This window comes from Streptomyces sp. MH60 (assembly GCF_002939385.1).
GTDB lineage: Bacteria > Actinomycetota > Actinomycetes > Streptomycetales > Streptomycetaceae > Streptomyces.
The window spans coordinates 19,018-42,782 of record NZ_MULI01000063.1 but is presented as its reverse complement, the minus strand read 5'-3'; the positions used below and the strand labels follow the sequence as shown (position 1 = coordinate 42,782).

The 23,765-nt window shown below is 72.6% G+C and carries 18 protein-coding genes, 2 tRNA genes and 1 pseudogene; 13 read left to right on the top strand and 8 right to left on the bottom strand.

Features of this window, described 5'->3' with window-relative positions; all coding sequences use genetic code 11:
* From BZZ08_RS40155 to BZZ08_RS29145, 5 genes and pseudogenes are all read right to left on the bottom strand, one after another.
* Positions 1-123 (bottom strand): hypothetical protein (locus tag BZZ08_RS40155; RefSeq protein ID WP_446750277.1); only part of this gene is annotated, 123 nt, incomplete at its 3' end.
* Positions 124-341: 218 nt separating this feature from the next.
* Positions 342-5,162: pseudogene (locus BZZ08_RS29155) on the bottom strand (amino acid adenylation domain-containing protein); the annotation flags it as partial.
* 95 nt (positions 5,163-5,257) lie between these two features.
* Positions 5,258-6,688 (bottom strand): serine hydroxymethyltransferase, encoded by a 1,431-nt coding sequence (locus BZZ08_RS29150; protein WP_104635191.1) that lies wholly within the window; start codon positions 6,686-6,688, stop codon positions 5,258-5,260.
* A 61-nt stretch (positions 6,689-6,749) separates the two neighbouring features.
* The gene (locus BZZ08_RS39875; protein WP_274543299.1) at positions 6,750-6,878 is read right to left on the bottom strand and encodes a hypothetical protein; all 129 of its coding nucleotides are present in this window, start codon (positions 6,876-6,878) and stop codon (positions 6,750-6,752) included.
* A gap of 8 nt (positions 6,879-6,886) precedes the next feature.
* Positions 6,887-7,540, bottom strand: coding sequence for an FMN-binding negative transcriptional regulator (locus tag BZZ08_RS29145; protein WP_104635190.1), 654 nt, complete (start codon positions 7,538-7,540; stop codon positions 6,887-6,889).
* Between the two features lie 274 nt (positions 7,541-7,814).
* Between BZZ08_RS29145 and BZZ08_RS29140 the strand changes: the two genes are divergently transcribed.
* The 7 genes from BZZ08_RS29140 to trpC all read left to right on the top strand — a co-directional run bounded on the left by BZZ08_RS29140 (position 7,815) and on the right by trpC (position 15,327).
* The gene (locus BZZ08_RS29140) at positions 7,815-9,050 is read left to right on the top strand and encodes an arginine deiminase (protein ID WP_104635189.1); all 1,236 of its coding nucleotides are present in this window, start codon (positions 7,815-7,817) and stop codon (positions 9,048-9,050) included.
* A 425-nt stretch (positions 9,051-9,475) separates the two neighbouring features.
* Positions 9,476-10,312, top strand: a complete 837-nt coding sequence (gene ddaH, locus BZZ08_RS29135) for a dimethylargininase (RefSeq protein ID WP_342211019.1) — start codon at positions 9,476-9,478, stop codon at positions 10,310-10,312.
* Between the two features lie 77 nt (positions 10,313-10,389).
* Positions 10,390-11,739, top strand: coding sequence for a lysine N(6)-hydroxylase/L-ornithine N(5)-oxygenase family protein (locus BZZ08_RS29130; RefSeq protein WP_104635188.1), 1,350 nt, complete (start codon positions 10,390-10,392; stop codon positions 11,737-11,739).
* Positions 11,740-12,088: 349 nt separating this feature from the next.
* Entirely contained in the window at positions 12,089-12,391 is a 303-nt protein-coding gene (locus BZZ08_RS29125; protein WP_104635187.1) for an acyl carrier protein, read from the top strand.
* A 166-nt stretch (positions 12,392-12,557) separates the two neighbouring features.
* Entirely contained in the window at positions 12,558-13,286 is a 729-nt protein-coding gene (locus BZZ08_RS29120; RefSeq protein WP_104635186.1) for a response regulator transcription factor, read from the top strand.
* A 295-nt stretch (positions 13,287-13,581) separates the two neighbouring features.
* Positions 13,582-14,229: an LmbU family transcriptional regulator gene (locus BZZ08_RS29115; protein ID WP_241965598.1), complete on the top strand. Its 648-nt coding sequence runs from the start codon at positions 13,582-13,584 to the stop codon at positions 14,227-14,229.
* Positions 14,230-14,541: 312 nt separating this feature from the next.
* Positions 14,542-15,327, top strand: coding sequence for an indole-3-glycerol phosphate synthase TrpC (gene trpC / locus BZZ08_RS29110; RefSeq protein ID WP_104635185.1), 786 nt, complete (start codon positions 14,542-14,544; stop codon positions 15,325-15,327).
* A gap of 40 nt (positions 15,328-15,367) precedes the next feature.
* Here the strand turns inward: trpC and BZZ08_RS29105 are convergent.
* Positions 15,368-15,443, bottom strand: a tRNA-Glu gene (locus tag BZZ08_RS29105).
* Between the two features lie 80 nt (positions 15,444-15,523).
* On the bottom strand, positions 15,524-17,155 hold the full coding sequence (locus tag BZZ08_RS29100) for a metallophosphoesterase family protein (RefSeq protein WP_198601747.1): 1,632 nt from the start codon (positions 17,153-17,155) through the stop codon (positions 15,524-15,526).
* 71 nt (positions 17,156-17,226) lie between these two features.
* On the opposite strand from BZZ08_RS29100, the gene BZZ08_RS29095 reads away from it, so the two are divergent.
* The 6 genes from BZZ08_RS29095 (at position 17,227) to BZZ08_RS29070 (ending at position 22,818) form a co-directional block, all read left to right on the top strand.
* The gene (locus tag BZZ08_RS29095; RefSeq protein WP_011029427.1) at positions 17,227-17,577 is read left to right on the top strand and encodes a metallopeptidase family protein; all 351 of its coding nucleotides are present in this window, start codon (positions 17,227-17,229) and stop codon (positions 17,575-17,577) included.
* Between the two features lie 96 nt (positions 17,578-17,673).
* A complete protein-coding gene (locus BZZ08_RS29090) occupies positions 17,674-18,228 on the top strand; it encodes a hypothetical protein (protein WP_104635184.1) in 555 nt (184 codons plus the stop codon).
* A gap of 275 nt (positions 18,229-18,503) precedes the next feature.
* Positions 18,504-20,705 carry a DEAD/DEAH box helicase gene (locus BZZ08_RS29085; protein ID WP_198601746.1) on the top strand — a complete coding sequence of 734 codons (2,202 nt, stop codon included), beginning with the start codon at positions 18,504-18,506 and terminating at the stop codon, positions 20,703-20,705.
* Positions 20,706-20,834: 129 nt separating this feature from the next.
* A complete protein-coding gene (locus tag BZZ08_RS29080; RefSeq protein WP_104635182.1) occupies positions 20,835-22,370 on the top strand; it encodes an amino acid permease in 1,536 nt (511 codons plus the stop codon).
* 107 nt (positions 22,371-22,477) lie between these two features.
* Positions 22,478-22,550 (top strand) — tRNA-Lys (locus BZZ08_RS29075).
* A gap of 121 nt (positions 22,551-22,671) precedes the next feature.
* Positions 22,672-22,818: a hypothetical protein gene (locus BZZ08_RS29070; protein ID WP_198601745.1), complete on the top strand. Its 147-nt coding sequence runs from the start codon at positions 22,672-22,674 to the stop codon at positions 22,816-22,818.
* 47 nt (positions 22,819-22,865) lie between these two features.
* Here BZZ08_RS29070 and BZZ08_RS29065 read toward each other — a convergent pair whose 3' ends face one another.
* Positions 22,866-23,762 (bottom strand): JmjC domain-containing protein, encoded by an 897-nt coding sequence (locus BZZ08_RS29065; protein ID WP_104635181.1) that lies wholly within the window; start codon positions 23,760-23,762, stop codon positions 22,866-22,868.
* Positions 23,763-23,765: the final 3 nt, after the last annotated feature.

The window sequence follows — 23,765 nt, the reverse complement described above, 5'->3', positions numbered from 1 at the left end:
CGCGGCCGGGTCCACCGCACCCGCCGGTGTCAGCGGCAGCTCGTCGAGGACCACCACCGTCGCCGGCACGGCGGCGTCCGGCAGCCGCCCGGCGACGAACTCCCGTACCTGCCCGGCGTCCACCCGGCCGTCGCGCACCGGCGAGACATAGCCGACGAGCCCGTCCGCGCCATCCGGGCCCACGGCCCGCCGTGTCCGGCGTACTCCAACGCGCCGTCGTCGCACCGCCGGGCGAGGTCCCCGGTGCGGTACATCCGGGCCCCGGCCGGTCCGAAGGGGTCCGGCACGAACCGCAGCGCGGTCCCGCCGGCCCGCCCGGGCCACCCGCGGGCCACCGCACCGCCGACGTACAGCTCACCCGTCACGCCCGCCGGGACCGGCCGCAGCGCGGAGTCCAGCACGTACGCCCGGGCCGAACCGGTCGGCAGCACCCGCGTGGCGGCGTCCGGGACGTGCAGCGCCGTACCGGTCGCGGCGGGGCCGTACACACCCACCACGCGCGCCCCCGGGATCAGCTCCCGCACCCGCCGCACCAGCGCCTCGGGCAGGGTGTCCCCGGTGAGGACCACCGTGCCGGCGTACAGGGCACGGCCCGCGCGGTTGAGGGCCTCGGTGAAGAACGGGGCGACCGTGGCGATCACGTCACCGGTCCAGCCCCAGTCCCGGCCGAACGTGCCGATCTCGGTCGGCACCTTCACCCCGGCGCCGCTGACCAGCGCCGCGACCACCTCGAACAGCATGGCGTCGTCGTGCGGCGAGGCCGCCAGCAGCCGGGTGCCGGACGCCAGGCCCGCGACCGAGGCGAACCGCCGCGCGCCCTCGACCAGGGACCGGTGGTCGACCGCCACCGCCTCCGGCCCGCCGTCGGCCGCGTACGGCCGGCGCAGCCAGGCCAGGTGCCGCGGGCCGAGCGGGGCCCGCAGCTCGCGCCGCGTCGGGTCCGCGTCGTCCGAGGGGTACGAGGGCTGCGCACCGAGTTCGTCCACGTCCGAGCGCCGCACGAACTCGGCCACGGGCACCGGTGCGTCGCCCGGCTCCGCCACCACGAACGCGGCACCGGACTTGAGCACGCCCAGCACGGCGACCGCCAACTGCACGGAGCGCGGCACGTCCAGCGCGACCACGGACTCGGGACCCACCCCGTGCCGGATCAGCTGGTGCGCGAGCCGGTTCGCCCACGTGTTCAGCTCCCGGTAGCTCAGCGAGACCCCTTCCGAGGTCACCGCCACGGCGTCGGGAGTGTCCCGCGCCCAGCGTTCGACCAGCGGCGGCAGCGGCTCCCGCGGCGGCGCCTCCTCCGCGCGCACCGCCGCGTGCCCGTGCCGGGCGCCGTCGCGCCGTTCCCGCTCCGGCGCCGTCAGCAGGTCCAGCGCGCCGACCCGCCGCGCGGGGTCCTCGGCGAGCGCGCACAGCACCTGGTGCAGCCGGGCGGCGACGGCCTCCACCGCGTCCTCGGCGAGGATCTCCCGGTGGTACTGCAGGGTCAGCCGCAGCCCCGGGTCGGTCTCCACGATCAGCGCCAGCGGATAGCCGGCCGCGCCCTCGGCGTCCACGCCCGTCACCTCCAGGCCGGCCGCGGCGCTCGCCTCGGCGATGCCCGCCCGGTCCACCGGGTACGACTGGAACGCCACCAGGGTGTCGAACAGGGCTTCGAGGCCGGTCTGCCGGTGCAGGTCGGACAGGCTGTGGTGATGGTGGTCGAGCAGCGCCGCCTGGCGGGACTGGAGTCCGGTCAGCAGACCGGCCAGGGTGTCCCCGGGCGCGCACCGGACGCGCACCGGCAGCGTGTTGATGAACAGGCCGACCATGGACTCCACGCCCGGCAGCGCGCCGGGACGGCCGGAGACGGTCGCGCCGAACACCACGTCCTCGCGGCCGGTGAGAGCCCCGAGGAGCACCGCCCAGGCGCCCTGCACCAGCGTGTTGACGGTGACGCCCAGTTCCACGGCGCGCCGGCCGAGGAGGCGGGCCTCGGCCGCGGTGAGCGCGACGGCCCGTTCCCCGGCCCCGCGGGCGGCGACCCGGGGGGCGCCCGGCACCAGCAGTGTCGGCCCGTCCAGACCGGCCAGCTCCTCGTCCCAGACCCGGGCCGAGGCGTCCCGGTCCCGGCGGTCCAGCCAGGCGAGGAAGTCCCGGAACCCGCGTACCGCGGGCAGGGCGGAGGCGTCGCCGGCGGACCCGTACAGGCGCAGCAGGTCCTGCATCAGGATCGGCTCGGACCAGCCGTCGATCAGTACGTGGTGGGTGGTGAGGACGACGTCGTACCGCTCCTCGCCGAGCCGGACCAGCGTCAGCCGCAGCAGCGGCGGGCGGGTGCGGTCGAAGTGGTCGGCGTAGTCCTCGGCCAGGAACTCCCGCATCGCCCGTTCGCGGTCGTCGTCGGACAGCGCGCCGAAGTTCAGCTCGCGCCACGGGAGTTCGACGCCGTCCACCACCAGCTGGACCAGCGTGTCGTCGGCGTCCGGGACGAAGGCGACGCGCAGGTTGGCGTACCGGTCGAGCAGGGCCTGGCCGGCCGCGCGCATCCGTCCGGCGTCCACGGGGCCGGAGAGGTGGAAGACGGTCTGCATCTGGTAGGCGTCGTAACCGGTGTCGCTCAGCGCGGACTCGAACAGGATCCCGGACTGCAGCGCGGTCAGCGGCCAGATGTCGGCCAGCCCCGGGTAACGCCCCTGCCAGGCCAGGAACTCCGCGGACTCCGGGTCGGCCAGGGGAGCCGACGGCAGCAGCTCCGCGGTGAAGTCCGTGCCGGTGGCCACGGCCGCCAGCCGGGCCGCGGTACGGCACTTCAGCACCAGCGGCGCGGTGACCTCCACGCCGCGGGCCCGGGCCCGGGTGACGACCTGGATGGCCCGGATGCTGTCACCGCCCAGGACGAGGAAGTCGTCGTCGACGCCGACCCGCTCCTGGTGCAGCACCTCGGCGAAGACGGCGGCCAGGACCCGCTCCTCGGCGCTCCGGGGCGCCCGGTACTCGGCGGTGGTGAACTCCGGCTCGGGCAGCCCCAGCCGGTCCAGCTTGCCGTTCGGGGTGAGCGGCAGCCGCTCCAGGGCGACGACGGCCGCCGGGACCATGTAGTCGGGCAGTCTGCGCGCGGCCAGGTCGATCAGGGCGCCGGTGTCGACCCTGCCGCCGTCCTCGGCGTCCTCGGCGACCACGTAGGCGACCAGGCGGTTGTCCCGGGCGACGGCCACGCTCTGCCGCACGTCCGGGTGGGAGCGCAGCACGCTCTCGATCTCGCCCAGCTCCACCCGCAGGCCGTGGATCTTGACCTGGAAGTCCTTGCGTCCGATCAGCTCGATCAGACCGTCGGGACCGAACCGCGCGGCGTCACCGGTGCGGTACAGGCGCTCGTCGCGCACCACGTCGCCGTACGACCACGTGAGGAACCGTTCCGCGGTCCGCTCGGGCTGGTCCAGGTAGCCGCGGGCCAGACCCGTGCCCGCCAGGTACAGCTCGCCCGGCACTCCGGGGGGCACGGGCTGCATCGCGTCGTCGAGGATGTAGCAGCGCTGGTTGGCCATGGGGCGGCCGTAGGGGATGCTCGTCCACTCCGGGTCGCTCTTGTCCACCTCGAAGATCGTGGAGTGGATCGACGACTCGGTGGCCCCGCCCATCACCACGAACCGCAGCCCGGGGGCGACGGCCGCCACCCGCTCGGGCAGGGCGACCGGCACCCAGTCGCCGCCGAGCAGCGCGAGGCGCAGCCGGGGCAGCGGCTCGGCGCCGGTCTGCTCCAGGTGGTCGGTCAGCAGGCCCAGCAGCGCCGGCGCGGAGTTCCAGACGGTGACGTCCTCGGCGACGAGCAGTTCCGCCCAGTGCCCCGGGTCCTTGGCGCGGCCGGCGTCCGGCACCACGACGGTGCCGCCGGCGGCGGTCAGGCCCAGGAACTCGTACACCGACATGTCGAAGCTCGGCGAGGACAGCGCGAGCACCGCGTCGCCGGGGCCGACGCCGTAACGGGTGTTGAGGTCGGCGACGTTGTTCAGCACGCCGCGGTGGCGCAGCGCGATCGGCTTCGGTGCCCCGGTCGAGCCGGAGGTGTGGATGATGTAGCAGAGGTGGTCGGGGCCCGCGAGGCGTCCGGGGTTGTGGTCGGGCAACGCGCGCAGCAGGTCCGCGTCCCGGTCGAGCAGCACCAGCGGGGTGCCGTCCGTCCCGGGCAGGTTGCCGGTGAGGTCCGTGCGGCTGACCATGACCGCGCAGGAGGTGCCGGTGACCATCGTGGCGATGCGCGACGCCGGGTAGTCGGGGTCGAGCGGCACATAGGCGCCGCCCGCCTTGAGGACCGCGAGTTCGGCCACCAGCAGCTGGGCCGAGCGGTCCAGGCAGAGCCCGACCCGGTCGTCGGGTCCGACACCGAGGGAACGCAGGTGGTGGGCGAGGCGGTTGGCCGCCGCGTTGACCTCGCCGTAGGTCAGGCGGTCGGTGCCCTGTACGACGGCCACCGCGTCGGGCGCCGCGTCCGCCCGCGCCTCGAAGGCCTCGTGCAGACAGCCCTGGGCGGGCAGGTCGGTGGCCGTGTCGTTCCACTCGACGAGCGTGGTGCGCAGTTCGGCGTCGGTGAGCAGCCGCAGCCGGCCCACCGGACGCGTGGGGTGTGCCAGCGCGTCGGCCAGGAGTGTGCCGTAGTGGCTCAGCAGCCGGGCCGCCGTGGCGCGTTCGAACAGCTCCGGGTCGTGGCGGAGCCGGACCGTGTCGCCCTGGACCGACACGACCAGCTCGAAGGGCGCGCCGTACGGGGCGGGGTCGGTGCCCGTGGCGAAGGCCACCGTCGTACCGCCGGTGGCGGCCGTACGGGTGGCGCCGGCGGCGAGGTCCCGCAGGGTCGCCCCGTCGGTGACCCGGAACCGCAGCTCGCCGTCCGGGCCGGCCAGGGCTATGTCCTCCTGGCCGGTGCAGCGGTACAGCAGCGCGGCGAGCGCGGCGGCCGCCAGCCCCGGGTCCGTCCCCGGGGGCAGCGGGGCGTCGAGCACGACCGAGGCCCAGGGGACGGCACCGGGGCGCCGCGGGGCATCCGCCGGGAGCAGGACCGGCGGCCAGGCCGCGGAGACGCCGGCGGACGCGGGCACGGTGGGTGTGGTGGCCGGGGTTGCGCCTGCCGGGGGCGCGGTCGTCGGGGCCGCGGCCGCCCGGGTTGCGCCTGCCGGGGTTGCGCCCATGGATGCGCCGACCAGGGACGCGGTGGTCAGGGACGGGTTGGCCGGGGGTGTCACCGGCAGGGTGCCGGTGGCGGGGGCGAGGGCGTGCTCTGGGGTCATGGTCCGACTCCGATCAGGGAAACCGGGGTGCTTGCGTCGGTGTCGATGGGCAGGGGGTTACGGGCGCACAGCCACCGGACCTCCTCGCGGACGGTGGTGACGAGGGCCGGGTCGATCCGGTAGGTGGTGTCGGAGACCAGGTGGGTGCCGGTCAGCACCAGGTGCAGCAGCTGCGCGCAGGCCCGCATCTGCGCCGGTCCCATCCCGCGCTGGGCGAGGATGTTGGTGCCCAGCCGCAGTCCGCTGGTGACCAGCGGCGGCCGGGTGTCGCCGGGGATGCGGTTGCGGTTGGCGAGGATCCCGCACTCCTCCAGCGCGCGCTCGGCGGTCACTCCGGTCAGACCGGTGCCGGTGACGTCCATCAGCACCATGTGGTTGTCGGTGCCGCCGGTCAGGATCCGGTGCCCGAGGGCGGACAGCTCGGCGGCGAGCGCCCGGGCGTCGGCCACGATCAGCTCGGCCGTCTCCCGGAACGCGGGTTCGGCCGCCACCGCGAAGGCGCGGGCCTTGGCCGCGATCGACGCCGGGCTCGGCGTGCCCTGGGACTGCGGGAAGACCGCCCGCTGCATCAGCCGGTGCAGCGGGGTGCGCCCGTCGGGGCCCGGGGCGTCGAAGTCCCGCCCGGCGAGGATCAGCCCGCCGCGCGGACCGCCCAATTGCTTGTAGGTGCTGGTCGTGGTGAGGTGCGCGACGTCGACCGGGCTCGGGTGCAGCCCCGCGGCGACCAGCCCGGCGATGTGGGAGATGTCCGCGAGCAGGTACGCGCCCACCCGGTCGGCGATCTCCCGGAACCGGGCGAAGTCGACGGTGCGCGGGTACGCGCTGGCGCCGGCGATCAGCACCCGCGGCCGGTGTTCCCGGGCGAGTTCCGCGACCTGGGCGAAGTCGATGAGCCCCCGGTCGTCCAGGCCGTAGGAGACCGCGTGGTAGTGGCGGCCGCTCACCGAGGCCCGGGAGCCGTGCGTGAGGTGGCCGCCCGCGTCGAGGTCCAGGCCCAGCAGCGTGTCGCCGGGGCGCAGCAGCGAGGACAGCACCGCGAGGTTGGCGGAGGAGCAGGAGTGCGGCTGGACGTTGGCGTAGCGGGCGCCGAAGAGCTGCTTGGCGCGCTCCACCGCCAGCCGCTCCACCTCGTCGAACTGCCGCGCCCCGGGGTGGTACCGGGCGCCCGGGTAGCCCTCGGCCGTCACGTTCGACAGGGCCGCGCCGCCCACGGCGAGGACGGTGGGGTCGGCGGTGCTCGCCGAGGCGATCATCGCCAGGGTGGAGTTCTGCTGCTCGACCTCGGCGTCCAGCAGCGCGGCCAGCTCGGGGTCGGCGTGGTGCAGGGTGTCCATGCCGGTGCGCAGCAGCTCCGCCTGCGCTCCGGTCGGGGGCCGCTCGCCCGGCACAACGGTCGGTTCCGGTGCGGTCACGGTCCGATGGGTCATCGGCTGTACCTCGTCTCACACTCGTGGGTGGATGGCTGGGGACCGGACGGGCCTCGGGCCGTCAGCGCGTGTCCGCGCGGCGCGCGGGCGCGGAACGGCGCTCGGCCCGGCGGCGGGAGACCCGGCGCAGGCCCGACGAGATGAGCCGGGCGGCGGTCAGGGACGTGTGGCGGAAACCCAGGTCGATCATGGGAGAAATCACGGCAACCTGCTCATGAGTTCGGCGGTGGCGCGGTGCCGGGTGCAGCCGCGCTCGGCGAAGGACCGGTGCACGCGCTCGCGTACCTCACGGCCCTGTTCCTGGCTGAGTTTGAACATTCCGTTGGCGCCGGTGACGGTGAAACGGAATGCACCGACACCGGGCAGGATCTGCCGGAAATAGGAAAGGGACTCGGTCATGTCCCAGTCGGCGCCGAATTCCTTCTCGAAGGCGAGCACCGTCGACGTCACCACGTGCAGCGTCTGCTCGCCGGGCGCGTCCTCCTCGATCTTCTCGAGGGTGCCGTGGGCGTGCACCGAGGTGAAGTCCCACGTCGGTGCGGCCGGCGTCTTCTCGTACACCGTCGGCGACACGTAGGCGTGCGGCCCGGCGAAGGTCAGCAGCGCCGGGCTGCCCGTCTCCAGGGCGGCCCAGTGCGGGTTCGCCCTGTTCATGTGGCCGTACAGGGTGGTGCCCGACAGGCCGCCGGCGTGCGGGCCGTCGGTCTCCGGGTCCAGGATCACGGGCAGGTGGGTGGCGAACGGGCTGCCGTCACGGGCGCCGTTCGACACCATCAGGGCGAGCGGGCTGGTGCGGATCAGGTCCAGCAGCCAGGAGTTCTCGGGCTCCCGGTAGGGCGGTGGGACGAACATCGTTACCGCTCCTTTCGGCTACGGCGTGAGCTGCGGCTTCGCGGTGCCCAGGAAGCTAGCCACGGAGGCTTTCGGGTCGTTATCGATCCGGTTTCGCAAAAAGCGCCCCGAGCGCGGCCGGCATCGGTCGGCGGAGTGGTGAACGGGACTGAATGATCTCGTCCGGAAATCGTCGCCCAGCTGGCCGAAAAGAGTTCGATAACGAAAAGGAAAGGAGCGGCGGCAACATTGCTGGCCGAGTAGTCACTGCCCAGGCTCGAGATCAGGAGAGAACATGTTCCATGTGAATTCTGAGGTCGGCGCGCTGAAGCAGGTCGTCCTGCACGAACCGGGCCTGGACTTCGAGCGGCTGACCCCGGCCAACAAGGACGAGCTGCTCTTCGACGACGTCGTGTGGGTGGCCCGCGCCCAGGAGGAGCACCGGGCCTTCCAGGCACTCCTGCGCGAGCGGGGTGTCACCGTCCATCTCCTGCACGACCTGCTCGCCGAGACGGTCAAGCTCGACGAGGCGGTGGACTTCCTCTTCGACCGCGTCCTGGACGACCGGCAGCCCCACCTCGGTGCCGGCCTGGCCGCCGCGACCCGGACGGTACTGGCCGCGATGGGCCCGCACGAACTGGCCACCCACCTGCTGGGCGGCCTGAACAAGCGGGAACTGACGACGGCGCTGGGCGAGCGGCACCCCCCGCTGCGCTCCCTGGGCCTGGACCTTCTGGCCGACGACGACTTCATCCTGCCGCCCCTGCCCAACTCCCTGTTCACCCGGGACACCAGCTGCTGGGTCTACGACGGGGTCTCGGTGAACCCGATGGCGAAGGCCGGACGCAAGGCCGAGACCGTCAACTACGAGGCCGTGTACACCTACCACCCGATGTTCGCCGAGGCCCGCGCGCACCGCTGGATCGACGGCGAGGCCATGGCGCCGGCCGCCATCGAGGGCGGCGACGTCGAGGTGATCGGCAACGGCGCGGTCCTGGTCGGCCTCGGCGAGCGCACCACTCCGGCCGGGGTCGAGATCCTGGCGCGGCGGATGTTCCGGGCGGGCTCGGCGCGGCGGGTGATCGCGGTGGAACTGCCCAAGGCGCGGGCGCTGATGCACCTGGACACGGTGCTCACCATGGTGGACACCGACGCGTTCGCCCTGTTCTCCGGCCTCGACCCCCGCGCCCTGCGCTCCTGGACGCTCACCCCGGGGACCGGCGACGCACCCGAGGTCAGGGAGAACCCCGACTTCTTCTCCGCCGTCGGCGCGGCCCTGGAGCTGGACTCCGTCCGGGTCCTCCAGACGTCCCAGGACTCCTACGCCGCCCAGCGCGAACAGTGGAACGACGGCTGCAACCTGCTGGCCCTCGCGCCCGGCACGGTCGTCGCCTACGAGGTCAACGAGGCCGGCAACCGGATGCTGGAGGACCACGGCATCGAGGTGCTGCGCATCCGGGGCGACCAGCTCGGCCGCGGCCGCGGCGGCCCCCGCTGCATGAGCTGCCCCGTCGAACGCGACGCCGCCTGACGCCGGTCCCGCGCAGGGCCTGACGCCCGGTCCCGCGCAGGGCCTGACGCCGGCCCCGCGCAGGGCCTGACGCCCGGCCCCGCCCGCGGCCGAGACCCGGTGACCCCACCGGGCCCAGCGCCCCGGACCTTGCGGGCAAGCCCTGCCCCGCCCGAGCCCCGCCCCGCCCGAGCCTCGCCCCATCCGAGCCCTGCCCCACTCGCCCAGACCACTGTCGACCCAGCCCCGTGCCCCGTGCCACCGAGCCACCGGGCCCCGGGCACACCGACCCACCTGGCCCCGGCCCCGCCCGGGTCCGCACCCCCGACCCACCGGGTGCGGGCCCCCGGCCCCACCGAGCCACCGCGTCCACCGGCCCCACCGGGCCGTGCGGATGCCGCCCCGCCGAGTTCCAGACGCTCCACCGACCGAGAGGAAGCAGGGCCTTGTCCCAGTCAACGGCCGGCCGCGAGGCCACTCCCCGCCACTACCTGATGTGCCGTCCGACGTACTTCGACGTCACCTACGCGATCAACCCCTGGATGGACCCCGGCAAGCCGGTCGACACCGACCTGGCGGTCGAGCAGTGGGACGCCCTGCGCCGCCTCTACCTGGAGCACGGCCACACCGTCGACGTGATCGACCCCGTCGAGGGCCTGCCCGACATGGTGTTCGCCGCCAACGGCGCCACCGTCGTCGACGACCGCGTGCTGGTGGCCAGGTTCCGGCACGCCGAACGCGCCGCGGAGGCCGCGGCGTACCACGAGTGGTTCATCTCCCGCGGCTACCCGCGGGTGCACACCGCCGAGTACGTCAACGAGGCCGAGGGCGACTACATGGTCCTCGGGGACAGGATCCTGGCCGGCACCGGATTCCGCACCGACCCGCGCGCCCACGCCGAACTGGCGCGCGCCCTGGGCCGCGAGGTGGTCACCCTCACCCTGGTCGACCCGCGCTTCTACCACCTGGACACGGCGCTGGCCGTGCTCTCCGACACCGAGGTCATGTACTACCCGGGCGCGTTCTCCGCGCGGAGCCTGGACGTCCTGCGCGCGCTCTACCCCGACGCGGTCCTGGTCGGGGAGGAGGACGCGGAGGTCTTCGGCCTCAACGCGGTCTCCGACGGGCTGCGGGTGTTCCTGCCCGACACCGCGACCCGCCTGGCCGGGCAGCTGCGCGACCGCGGGTTCCGGCCCGTCGGCGTGGACCTCTCCGAACTGCTCAAGGCGGGCGGCAGCGTCAAGTGCTGCACGTTGGAGATCCGCCACCGGACCGGAGCCTGAACCGTGCACCACCACCATCCGGCACGTCACGTCCAGTCACGGCAAGTCACCGTCAACACGCAAGCGGGAGTACAACCATGAGTCTTCGTGAACCCGAGACCTACGACGTGGTCGGTGTCGGCTTCGGCCCGGCCAACCTGTCGCTGGCCATCTCCCTCGAGGAGCACCCCGCCAACGTCCTGACCGCCCCGGTCACCGCCGCGTTCTTCGAACGCCAGCCGTCCTTCGGCTGGCACCGGAACATGCTGCTGCCGTCGGCGACCATGCAGATCTCCTTCCTGAAGGACCTGGTCACCTTCCGCAACCCGGTGTCGCGGTTCAGCTTCGTGTCGTTCCTGCACGACCAGGACCGGCTCGCCCAGTTCGTCAACCGCAAGGAGTTCTTCCCGACCCGGCGCGAGTTCCACCAGTACCTGGAGTGGGCGGAGTCGCGCATGTCCGACGTCGTCTCCTACGGCAGCGCGGTCACCGCGATACGCCAGGCGCCGGTGCACCTGCGGGACGTGGCCGGCGACCATCTGCGACTGGAGGTCCAGGACACCCTGAGCGGCACGTCCCGGCAGGTCAACGCCCGCAACGTGGTCGTCTCCACGGGCCTGCGCCCCCGCATGCCCCAGGGCGTGCGGCGCGACGAACGCGTCTGGCACAGCTCGGAGTTCCTGGAGCGCTACGGCCGCACGGACACCGACAGCCTCCGGAACGTGGCGGTGGTGGGGGCCGGCCAGAGCGCCGCCGAGATCACCGCGTTCTTCCACGAGCGCCTCCCGCACGCCCAGGTGCACGCGATCCTCCCGGCGTACGGCTACTCGGTCGCCGACGACACCCCGTTCGCCAACCAGATCTTCGACTCGGCGGCGGTCGACGACTACTACTTCGGCGACGACACCGGCCGCGAGGCCTTCTGGCGCTACCACCGCAACACCAACTACGGGGTGGTGGACGACGCCGACATCCGCCACCTCTACCAGATCGCCTATGACGAGGACGTGGCCGGCACCCGCCGGTTCCACTACCTCAACCTGACCAAGGTCCGCTCCGTCGAGGGAACCGGTGCCACGCGCCGGGTGCACCTCACCTCGTCGCACGGGCGGGGGCCGCAGTGGCTCGACGTGGACGCGATCGTGTTCGCCACGGGCTACGACACCATGGACCCGGCCGAGCTGCTCGGCGACCTCGACCGGCACTGCCTGCGCGACGAGAGCGGCCACCACCGGGTGACCCGCGACTACCGGCTGGTCACCACGCCGGAGGTGACCTGCGGCATCTACCTCCAGGGAGGCACGGAGCACACGCACGGCCTGTCCTCGTCGCTGCTGTCCAACATCGCCGTGCGCAGCGGTGAGATCGCGGACTCGATCATCCGGGACCGCGCGCCGCGGGAGCTGGCGCACGCGGGGGCGCTGGGAGTGGCGGAGCGGAGCGGCTGATCCGCGCCGCGCAGGCCCCCGGAACGACCGCCGGCCGCCGGCGGTCGTTCCGTTTGTGTGCGGCCGGTCCGCCATTACCGCGAGGCACCACGCCGGAATTCCGGAAAACCTCCCCGGAGCAGCTGGTTTTCATCCTGGTGGATTCTTTCCCGGGCGCGGTAGATTCATTGTGCAAGCATTTGCGGAGCACCGCGTCGGGCCTGGCAGCGGCCCTGGCGGCGTGGGGTGGCCCCCGGGCCAAAACTGGACCGATATTCCCTTGATAGAGCCACGTCCTAACGTCTTCGGTGGCAGAAGACGTGATGCCGGACCGGCTCACGGAACAAGCGTCCCAGTGGAGGCGACAGGCATGCCCGGTGCAGTCAACCTCGAGAACTCCGGCCGTCCCGCGACCGACAGCGAACGCCGGCTGGCGGGCCTGTGGGCCGACGCGCTCGGGGTCCCGGTCGAGCGGATCGGCCGCGACGACAACTTCTTCCGGATCGGCGGCACGTCGAGGGCGGCGGCGCGGCTGGTGATCGCGCTGGACCGGCGCCTGACCATCGGCGAGTTCGCGCGCACCCCGACCCTGGCCCACCTGGCCGAGCTGGTGGACGTGCGCACCGGCGCCGGCCCCGTGCCCGCCGCCGGCCCCGTGCCCGCGGGCGGATGAGATGAGGACCTCCGTACGGGCGCCCCGCGGCGGGGCGCCGAGGCCGTGCGTGACCGGCTTGCCGTGGCTGTGGCAGCACTGGCGGTCCCGGTCCCTGATCCCGTCTCCGACACCGCCGAGCCGTCCGGGCGTCCCTGGCCGGACCCGGCCGAGGAAGTGATCCGCCATGCGTCTGGTCATCGCCGAAGGCTCCGCCGTACTGCGGGCGGGGCTGGCCCACGTGCTCGGTGAGCGCGGCCACCAGCTGGCCGGCGCCGTCCACGACGCCAGAGTGCTGCCCGCCCTGTTGGCCACCCACCGCCCCGACGTCCTGGTCGCCAACGTCCGGCTCGCCCCGACCTGGACCGACGAGGGCGTGGGTGCCGCGCTGGACGCCCGCCGACGGCACCCCGGCACCGGAGTCCTGCTGTTCTCCGCGAGCCCCGAACCCCAGCACGTGGCCCGTCTGTTCGCCGGTGACGGCGCCGGTGTCGGCTATCTGATCCAGGACCGGATGACGGACGCCGAGGAACTGCTGGACACCCTCGGGCACGTCGCGACCGGCGGCACCGTCGTCGATCCCCGCGTGGTCGGCTCGCTGGCGGCGGGCACCGCGTCCGGATCCGATCAAGAAGGCGTGCTCGACGTATTGAGCGAACGGGAATTGGAGGTCCTCTCCCTCATGGCGCAGGGCCGCACCAACAGCGCCATAGCGGACCGGCTGATCGTTTCCCAGGGGACGGTGGAGAAACGGGTGGCGTCCGTCTTCGAGAAACTGCACATCCCCGGCAGTCCGAGCGACAACCGCCGGGTGCTGGCCGTGCTGCGCTATCTGACCGAGCGCCGGATCCCCGTGCGCCCGGCCCGCTTCGAGCGCCGTCCGGACCGCAGGCGGGTCCTCGGCCGGGCCGCGTGACAGACGCCGGTCCATGGCGGCCATTACCTCGGATTCCTTCGCGATAGGCGCTAAGGAAGCGAAAAAGTTTTGGAGTCTACATACGATCTTGACATGTTCTCCATGTCAATGTTTTGCTGACTCCCGACCGAAGGTAAAGCTGCAAATACAATCGCTTGCAAAGGTGACCGGACGGGGGGTCATGTACGTGAGCTTGGAAAATGGCGTGGATGGTGGAATAAGAGTTTCTCCCACCATCCCACCGCACATGGCGAAGACGGTTCCACCACATCGTGCCGGGGTCGGGCGAGGGCACATGCGCGCCGATCAGGTGCTGACCATGCGGGTCGGGTTACGGCTCCCGGACCTGCTGTCCTTCGAGGAGTGGGAGCGGGCGGGCCGCCAGCTGGCCGGCGTACTGGACTCGTCGTCGTGGTGGCTCGGTGACTGGCTGACCTACGGCAAGGACCACTACTCCGACCGCTACAAACAGGGGATCGCCGCCGCCGGACTGCGCTATCAGACGCTGCGCAACTACGCCTGGGTGGCGGGCCGCTTCGAGCTGGGGCGGCGCCGGTCCAGGCTGACCTTCCAGCACCACGCCGAGGTGGCCTCGCTGCCCCCCGGGGACCAGGACACCTGGCTGGCCCGCGCCGAGGAGCGCGGCTGGACGACGAAACAGCTGCGCAACGCCCTCCGGGAGGCCAGGGAGGACACGGCGCCCAAGGGCGCGAAGGTGATCCCGGTGCGGCAGCTGGCCGTACCGCGCGAGCGGTTCGAGCGCTGGCTCAAAGCGGCCGAGTGCACCGGCGTCGCCGTCGAGGAGTGGGTGCTCTCCATCCTCGACTCCGCCGCCGAGCAGGTCATGGAGGGGGAGGACGAGTGGGCCGCCGCGGTGGCGGGTCTGCCGCCGTCCGGCGCGCTGTCCGCCGCGAACGACCTCGGGGTCGCGCACGCCGGGTGACGGGCCCGGTGGGGCCGTATCCACGCCTTCCCCGCCGGTCCGCCCGGCCGGCTGTCCTGTCGACAGGACAGCCGGCCTTTCCGTGCCGGGAAACGGCGCCTGCGCGCCACGGTGGCGAATAATCGCCGTCCCGAAAACATTCGGCCATATCTGCGTGAATGGTGTCCGAAAGCCGTCCGGTGGCGCGTGCAATACCTGCAATACCTGAGTTGTCCGTCCTGCCGGATTCGCGCGAACCAATACGCGCCGCGGTGCCGGCCATTCTTTGCCGCCGTATCGGAGGGGCCGCCGGCCCCGGGAGGGAGGCGCGCGATGAGCGCGCTCGACGAGATCGTCGTAGGAGTACGGGAGGAGCTGGCGGGCCGCACGACGCGCACGTCCGGCGCGGAGCTGCGGGAGCGGGCCGCCGCCCGCGGAGCCGGCCGGGACTGCGCCGAACTGCTGCGCGGCCGCGGACGGGTACGGATCGTCGCCGAGGTGAAACGGGCCAGCCCCTCGGCGGGGCCGCTCGCGGACATCGCGGACCCCGCCTCGCTCGCCGCGGAGTACGCCGCCGGCGGTGCGGCCGCGGTGAGCGTGCTGACCGAGCGGCGCCGGTTCGGCGGCTCGCCCGCGGACCTCGCGGCCGTGGCCGCGCGCGTGGACGTGCCCGTGCTGTGCAAGGACTTCGTCGTCGACCCCTACCAGCTGTGGGAGGCGAGGGCCAACGGCGCCGAACTGGTGCTGCTCATCGTCGCCGCGCTCGGCCGGCCGCTCCTCACCGACCTGCTGCACCAGGCACGGGAGATCGGACTCACCCCGCTCGTCGAGGTCCACGACGAGGCCGAGGCCGAACAGGCGGTGGCGGCCGGAGCCACCGTGATCGGTGTCAACGCCCGTGACCTCAGAACCCTGGAGGTGGACCGGACCACCTTCGCCCGGGTCGCGCCCCACATCCCCGCGGAGGTGGTCCGGATCGCGGAGTCGGGCGTACGGGGCCCGCGGGACGTGGCGGAGTACGCCAGGGCCGGAGCGGACGCGGTCCTCGTCGGCCAGGCCCTCGTCACCGCCGGCCGTCCACGCCTCGCGGTGAGCGAACTCCTCCACGCACACGAGTGAGCCCGCACCGGACGGTGCGGGCTCACTCGACGAACGACGATGGTGCCCCCAACGGGATTCGAACCCGTGCTACCGCCTTGAAAGGGCGGCGTCCTAGGCCGCTAGACGATGAGGGCTATCGGCCCGCCGGGGCGCCTCACGGCGCGTCGGGGACGTGAGAAGCATAGGCGACGCCGCGACGTATCGCCAAAACGGTTTACGGGGCGCCGGGAGCGGAGGCGGCCGGGCCGCCCGGGGCCGTCGCGGAGGGCCCGGCCGAGGTCGGGGACGGGGACGCACCCGGCTGGTTCTCCTTCGGCAGATGGCGGCTGACCTCGGCCGTCGTCAGGCCCAGGCCGCCCAGCTCGATCTCGTCCCAGGCCTGCAGGCGCCGGGTGTCCCGGTCGAAGTAGAGGATCGACGCCTGGATCGGGTCGGGGTACTTGCCCTCGACCGCGCGCAGCCCGCTGCCGCCGGTGGAGCCCTCGACGCGCAGCCGGGTGCCGTACTTCATGACCTTCATGTCCTCGTGGTGCAGGTGCCCGGCGAGCACCAGCGGGACGTCACCGTCGACCTCGCGGGCGGCCGACGGCTCGTGGGCGACGGCGACGTCCACGGGGGTGCCGGCCGCGCTCTGGTCGCGCAGGGCGGAGGCGAGGCGGGCGCCGGCCAGTTCCTGGGAGGCCTCGGCGCCGTCCGCCTCGGAGCGGTCGGGGGTGTACTGCGGGTCGCCCATCCCGGCGAAGCGCAGGCCCGCGACGGTCCGGGCGTGGCCGTCGTCCAGGACGTGCGCGTTCTTCAGGTGCTTCAGGTACTCCTGGGTGCCGCGGGAGTCGTGGTTGCCGCGGACCCAGACGTAGGGGGCGCCGAGGTCTTCGACGGGGTCCAGGAAGCCGTTCTCCGCGGCCGTGCCGTGATCCATCGTGTCGCCGGAGTCGACGATGACGTTCACCTTGTACTGCCGCACCAGCGAGGCGATGATCTTCCAGCTCGCCGGGTTCAGGTGGATGTCCGACACGTGCAGGACGCGGATCGTGGTCGGGTCCGGCTGGTACGCGGGGAGCGTCGAGGTGACGTCGTAGAGCTTGGTCACGTTGGTCACCAGGCGGGCCAGTTCCTTCTGGTAGACGTCGAACTCGGTCACGATGCTGCGCGCGTCGCCGACGAGGGAGGGCGCGGAGGAGAGCAGCCCGGAGAACTTCGGTTCCAGCACGGAGTCGGGGTTCCAGGTCGCGTAGGCGGTGCCGCCGGAGGCGACCAGGAGGGTGAGCGCGAGGGCGCCCGCGCCGAGCGCGCGCCGGGGGCGCCGGTACACGGCGAGGCCGAGCGCGGTGGCGCCGGTGACGACGGCCACGCAGGAGCGGACGGCGAGGTCGAGCGTGCCGTGCTCGACGTCCTGGGCGACCTCGTCCTGGAGGCCGGAGAGGCGTTCGGGGTGGTCGACGAGGGCCTGGGCGCGGGCGGGGTCCAGCTGGTCGACGTTGACGTCGAGGCGGACCGGGGCCACGTGGCTGTCGAGCTGGAGGGCGCCCAGCGGCGAGACGTTGATCTTCGTGCCGCCGGCCAGCGAGGGGCGCAGGGTCATCGTCGTGTCCATGGGCCCGACCGGGACCCGGACGTTGCCGACGACCAGCAGCCCCAGCCAGGCACCGAGCAGGACGACGGCGACGAGGCCGGCGGCGCGGGTCCAGGGGCCGGAGCGGGCGGCCAGCTCGGGAGTGATGGACGGCGGCCGGTTCCGGCGGGCGAGCCGGTCGCGGTACCGGCGGGTGAGGATGCGCGGGGCGTTGCGGATTCGGATCATCACCTCGGCCAGGACGTGCGGGGCTGCGGCGGGGACGCGGGCCATTGGTCCCGTATGCCCGGACCCCGGGGTGGATATGCGGGTCGTACTCCACGGTCGTACCCGACAATGGGCGGGTGCTGGAGATGACGCGCGAGGAGTTCGAGGAACTGGTCGCCGAGGCCCTGGACCGGATCCCGCCGGAGCTGACGCGGCTGATGGACAACGTCGCGGTGTTCGTCGAGGACGAACCGCCGGCGGACGATCCCGAGCTGCTCGGGCTGTACGAGGGGACGCCGCTGACGGAGCGCGGGGAGTGGTACGCGGGGGTGCTGCCGGACCGGATCACCATCTACCGGGGGCCGACGCTGCGGTTCTGCGCGACGCGTGAAGACGTCGTGGCCGAGACCGAGGTGACGGTCGTTCACGAGATCGCCCACCACTTCGGGATCGACGACGCGCGGCTGCACTCCCTCGGGTACGGGTGACGCGCCCGGGTCAAGTCCGCCTCGCCGGGCGCGTGTCCTCTTGTGGGTGACGGGAGTTGGGCACGTCGACTCCTTGACCCCCGGAGGTGGCCGCCCGTGCGCCCCTTGTACGTACCCGTCCGTCTGGCCGCCACCGCCCTGGCCGTCGCCGCCGCATCCGGCTGCATGAGCGTCGGCGACGAGTCCGGCGGGGGCGCCAGGCCGTCGCACTCCGCCGGGGAGCGGGGCGGCGAGGCGCCCGGGGGCGGCCCCGCGGTCTCCGGAGGGAACGCCGGGTACGACGCGGCGGCGGCCGACGACGGGCACGGCAAGGGCAGGAAGGCGAAATCCAAGGGCAAGGGCAAGGGCGACGCCAAGGGGAAGGGCGGCGAGGGCGGCAAGGACAGGGCCGGGTCCGCCTCGGAGCCCCCGGCCGCGCGCCCGACCGGGGCTCCGCCGCCGAACGGCGGGAACCACGGCCCCGAGCCCACCTGGACGCCCCCGGCGGAGCCCACCCGGACGGCCGAGCCGGAGCCGACGCGGACCGCGGAGCCGCCCGCCTCCCCGACGCCGGAGCCGACGGTGGCCGAACCGTCCTCGTCGGCGCACGAGCCGCCCGGGACCCAGCTCGAGCAACGGGAGCCGGCACCGGCGGCCGGGACACCGGCGTAGGACGGACGGGCCGGAGGGCGGGCGGCCCGGCTCAGCCGGGCCGCGACGGGCCGCTGACCTGGGCATGTGTCGCCGGTTTGCCTTCGGGGGTGGAGGGTGCGTATGGTGGTAGATCGTTTGATCCCATTTGCCCGGCGCCACCGCAGAGCGCGCCGTGTGGCGCGTTCTCTCCCCCTGCCGTGGTGGACCGCATCGAGGCGGTCGTATTGCGAATCGCGATTCACGGAGTTGACGGGCGCGTGCCGACGAGAGACTCCGGAAGGTTTCGCATTCGCATGTCCATGATCAGTACTGACCACGTCGTCGTGCCCGAGAACGCCGAGGGCGTCGAGAGCGCGCCGGAGGCCGTCGAGGCCGTGGACGCCTCCACGACCACCGAGGCCACGGAGCCCGCGCAGGCTCCCGAGCCGACGTTCGCCGACCTCGGTCTGCCCGAGGGCGTCGTGCGCAAGCTCGCGCAGAACGGCGTGACCACCCCCTTCCCGATCCAGGCCGCGACCATCCCGGACGCGCTGGCGGGCAAGGACATCCTCGGCCGGGGCCGCACCGGCTCCGGCAAGACCCTCTCCTTCGGTCTGCCGGCCCTGGCCACGCTGGCCGGCGGCCGCACCGAGAAGCACAAGCCCCGCGCCGTCATCCTCACCCCGACCCGCGAGCTGGCCATGCAGGTCGCCGACGCGCTCCAGCCGTACGGCGACGTCCTCGGCCTGAAGATGAAGGTCGTCTGCGGCGGCACCTCTATGGGCAACCAGATCTACGCCCTGGAGCGCGGCGTCGACGTCCTGGTCGCCACCCCGGGCCGGCTGCGCGACATCATCAACCGCGGCGCCTGCTCCCTGGAGAACGTGCAGATCGCGGTCCTCGACGAGGCCGACCAGATGTCCGACCTGGGCTTCCTGCCCGAGGTCACCGAGCTGCTCGACCAGGTCCCGGCCGGCGGCCAGCGGATGCTGTTCTCGGCCACGATGGAGAACGAGATCTCCACGCTGGTCAAGCGCTACCTGACCGACCCGGTCACGCACGAGGTCGACAGCGCCCAGGGCAACGTGACGACCATGTCGCACCACATCCTGGTCGTGAAGCCCAAGGACAAGGCGCCGGTCACCGCCGCGATCGCCGCGCGCAAGGGCCGCACGATCATCTTCGTCCGCACCCAGCTCGGCGCCGACCGCATCGCCGAACAGCTCTGCGACGCCGGTGTGAAGGCCGACGCGCTGCACGGCGGTATGACGCAGGGCGCGCGTACCCGGGTGCTCGAGGACTTCAAGAAGGGCTACGTCAACGCGCTCGTCGCCACCGACGTCGCCGCCCGCGGCATCCACGTCGACGGCATCGACCTGGTCCTGAACGTGGACCCGGCCGGCGACCACAAGGACTACCTGCACCGCGCCGGCCGCACCGCCCGCGCGGGCCGCACCGGCACGGTCGTCTCGCTGTCCCTGCCGCACCAGCGCCGCCAGATCTTCCGGCTGATGGAGGACGCGGGCGTCGACGCCACGCGCCACATCATCCAGGGCGGCGCCGCCTTCGACCCCGAGGTGGCCGAGATCACCGGCGCCCGGTCGATGACCGAGGTTCAGGCCGAGTCGGCGGGCAACGCGGCGCAGCAGGCCGAGCGCGAGGTCAGCCAGCTCACCAAGGAGCTGGAGCGGGCCCAGCGCCGTGCCACCGAGCTGCGCGAGGAGGCCGACCGCCTGGTCGCCAGGGCCGCGCGGGAGCGCGGCGAGGACCCGGAGGCGGTGCTGGCCGAGGTGGCCGCGGCATCGTCCGAGACCGAGGTCTCGCTGCCCGAGCAGGCCGGCGCCCGGGACGTGGAGAAGACGGAGCGCACCGGCGGCGGCAACGACCGCGAGCGCTCGTTCGAGCGTCGCGACGACCGTGGCGGCTTCCGCCGTGACGACCGCGGTGACCGCGGCGACCGTGGCGGCCGTTCGTTCGAGCGCCGTGACGACCGCCGTGACGACCGCGGTGGCCGTTCCTTCGAGCGTCGCGACGACCGCGGTGACCGTGGTGGCCGCTCGTTCGAGCGTCGTGACGACCGTGGCGGCTTCCGCCGTGACGACCGCGGCGACCGTGGTGGCCGTTCGTTCGAGCGCCGTGACGACCGTGGTGACCGTGGCGGGCGTTCGTTCGAGCGTCGTGACGACCGTGGTGACCGTGGTGGCCGTTCCTTCGAGCGTCGTGACGACCGTGGTGACCGTGGCGGGCGTTCGTTCGAGCGTCGCGACGACCGGCGTGACGACCGTGGGGGCCGTCCGTTCGAGCGTCGTGACGACCGTGGCGGCTTCCGCCGTGACGACCGCGGCGAGCGCGGCGGACACCGGGGCAGCGACCGTCCGTTCAACCGCGACCGCCAGGGCGACCGCCCCGGCTTCCGCGCCGGCGGTCACGACCGTCCGAACGGCCGCCGCGACGACCACCGCGGTTCGTCCTTCGGCCGCCGTGACGACAAGCCGCGCTGGAAGCGCAACGGCTGACGCCTGAGCACCTGAGACGCGCCGTGGCCTCCGCCCTGACGGGTGGAGGCCACGGCGCTTCGCGTTGCGGTCCGGTTTCGGCCACGGAGTGACGCATGTCACGCCCACCGCTAGGGAATTGCTGGGGGCATGACAGATGACGCCAAGGCGAGTGGGCTGTCGGACGAGGAACGGCTGGCCCAGCTCGGCTACACCCAGGTTCTGGCCCGCCGCATGTCGGCGTTCTCCAACTACGCGGTCTCCTTCACGATCATCTCGGTCCTGTCGGGCTGCCTGACCCTCTACCTCTTCGGCATGAACACGGGCGGCCCCGCCGTCATCACGTGGGGCTGGGTCGCCGTCGGCCTGATGACGCTCTTCGTCGGTCTGGCGATGGCCGAGATCTGCTCGGCGTACCCGACCTCGGCGGGCCTGTACTTCTGGGCGCACCGCCTGGCGCCCCCGCGCACGGCGGCGGCCTGGGCCTGGTTCACGGGCTGGTTCAACGTGCTGGGCCAGGTCGCGGTCACCGCCGGCATCGACTTCGGCGCCGCGTCCTTCCTCGGCGCCTATCTGAACCTGCAGTTCGACTTCGAGGTGACGCCGGGCCGCACGATCCTGCTCTTCGCGGCCATCCTGATCCTGCACGGCCTGCTGAACACCTTCGGCGTCCGCATCGTCGGCCTGCTGAACAGCGTGAGCGTGTGGTGGCACGTCCTCGGCGTCGCGGTCATCGTCGGCGCGCTGACCTTCGCGCCCGACCACCACCAGTCGGCGTCCTTCGTCTTCGGCGAGTTCGTGAACAACACGGGCTGGAGCAGCGGGGCGTACGTCGTCCTCATCGGTCTCCTGATGGCCCAGTACACCTTCACCGGCTACGACGCCTCCGCCCACATGACCGAGGAGACGCACGACGCGTCCACGGCCGGCCCGAAGGGCATCGTCCGCTCCATCTGGACCTCCTGGATCGCGGGCTTCGTCCTCCTCCTCGGCTTCACCTTCGCCATCCAGTCCTACGACGGCGCCCTGACGTCCCCCACCGGCGCCCCGCCCGCACAGATCCTGCTGGACGCACTGGGCGCCACGGCGGGCAAACTCCTCCTCCTCGTCGTCATCGGTGCGCAGCTCTTCTGCGGGATGGCATCGGTGACGGCCAACAGCCGCATGATCTACGCCTTCTCCCGGGACGGCGCGCTGCCCTGGTCCCACGTCTGGCACTCGGTGAACCCGCGCACCCGCACCCCGGTCGCGGCGGTCTGGCTGGCGGCCCTGGCCGCGCTGGTCCTGGGCCTCCCGTACCTGATCAACGTCACGGCCTACGCGGCGGTGACGTCGATCGCGGTCATCGGCCTCTACATCGCCTACGTCATCCCGACCCTGCTGCGCGTCCGCAAGGGCGCCGCCTTCGAACGCGGGCCGTGGCACCTGGGCCGCTGGTCGCAGCCGGTGGGGGTGGTCGCGGTGACGTGGGTCGTCGTCATCACGGTCCTGTTCATGCTGCCCCAGGTCTCCCCGGTCACCTGGGAGACCTTCAACTACGCGCCCGTCGCCGTCCTGGTCGTCCTGGGCTTCGCCGCCACCTGGTGGCTGGCCTCGGCCCGGCACTGGTTCCTCAACCCCGACCACGAACGCACCCGCGCCCGCGCCGCCGCCCGGGCGAGCACCCCCGAGCCGGTGGACCCGTAGCCGAGGGCTCCTCCACCCTCCGACGCGGCCGTGACCCCGATACCCGATCGGCGTCCCGGCGGCGTCGGGCTATGCTCGGTGTGGCAACATCACGCAACACACCGCCTGGGCCCTTAGCTCAATTGGCAGAGCAGTGGACTTTTAATCCATTGGTTGTGGGTTCGAGTCCCACAGGGCCTACCCGCCGGACCCCAGCTCACCGCAGGAACGAGCTGGGGTCCTGTCCGTTTTGGTCACCCGTCTTGATCGCTTGCCGGCCCGTCGCCGGCCCGAGAGGTCACACGGTCGGTGGGGTGGACGAGTGCCACGTCCCATCCCGCCCGATGAGCGGGTCATCGCCCGCCGCCGCCTGGTCGGGGGACGCATCCGTCATGTGCGCGAGCACCTGAACTCGACGCAGCCGGACGTGTGCGGCCGCTCCGGCATCGACGTGCTGACGCGGCGCTGAGGGCTGGGCGGACAGGACACACCGCAGCGACCGCCGGCCCATCCTCGTCAGGTGCTGTACTCCTGCTCGGTCAGGGCCGCCTTCCGCACGCGAGCCGCCGCTGCTGGTATGTCGAGCGTGTCAAGGAACGCGGCGATGGCCTGCTTGGTCTCGGCCAGCCGTTCGGCGAGGGTCGGCAGCTCCAACTCACCAGGGAGAAGCACGCGGCGGAATTCCGGCTGCTGGACAGCCTCCGCGAGCAGTTGCTCGGCGAGCCACAGGGGCGTGCGCTCCCGGATGGCGAACGTGAGGTGCAAGCTGGGATCGCTGTGATTCAGGGCATGCGGGTTGTGGACCCAGCCGCGAGGCAACAACAGAGTCTGTCCGGCCGCCAGCTCGACCGTAAAGGCAGGGCCAGCGGCCTCCCATGCGGGGATGAAGTCGTCGCGCCACACTCGGAACGACTCGTTGAACTCGCGCATCGGGGACTCAACGGGCGGTTTCCACAACTGCCAGGTCTTGGTGCCGGACACCTGAACAATGACGGCCATCTGCTGATCCCAGTGATGCAGCAGTCCTTGCTCGCCCCCGGGGGTCAGGAAGGCGTGCATGTAGTTCGAGTAGCCGGTCTCTCGCTGAATGTCCTGGGAGATGCGGTGGAACGCAGGCAGCCAGCGCTGCAGATTTCCGAAGCGGATCGTATAGCCCTGATCCCGCAAGGCACTCAGCTTGACCGGGTCGATGCGGCCGTTGGTGAGGAACGCTGCCCGGTTGGCGGGCCCCGCCTTGATCACGGCGACCTCGTCAGGAGGCGCACAGCCGGTGTCGACCAGCTCGTTGAAGTAGTCCAGGCTCAGGGCCTCGTCGTCCTCGGTCAGCCTGCGGTCGTACACACGGGGCTGATCGGCCCAGGCGGACAGGAGGCCAGCTACGCCCTCGGCGGGCAGCAGTAAGCGGAGGGACATGAT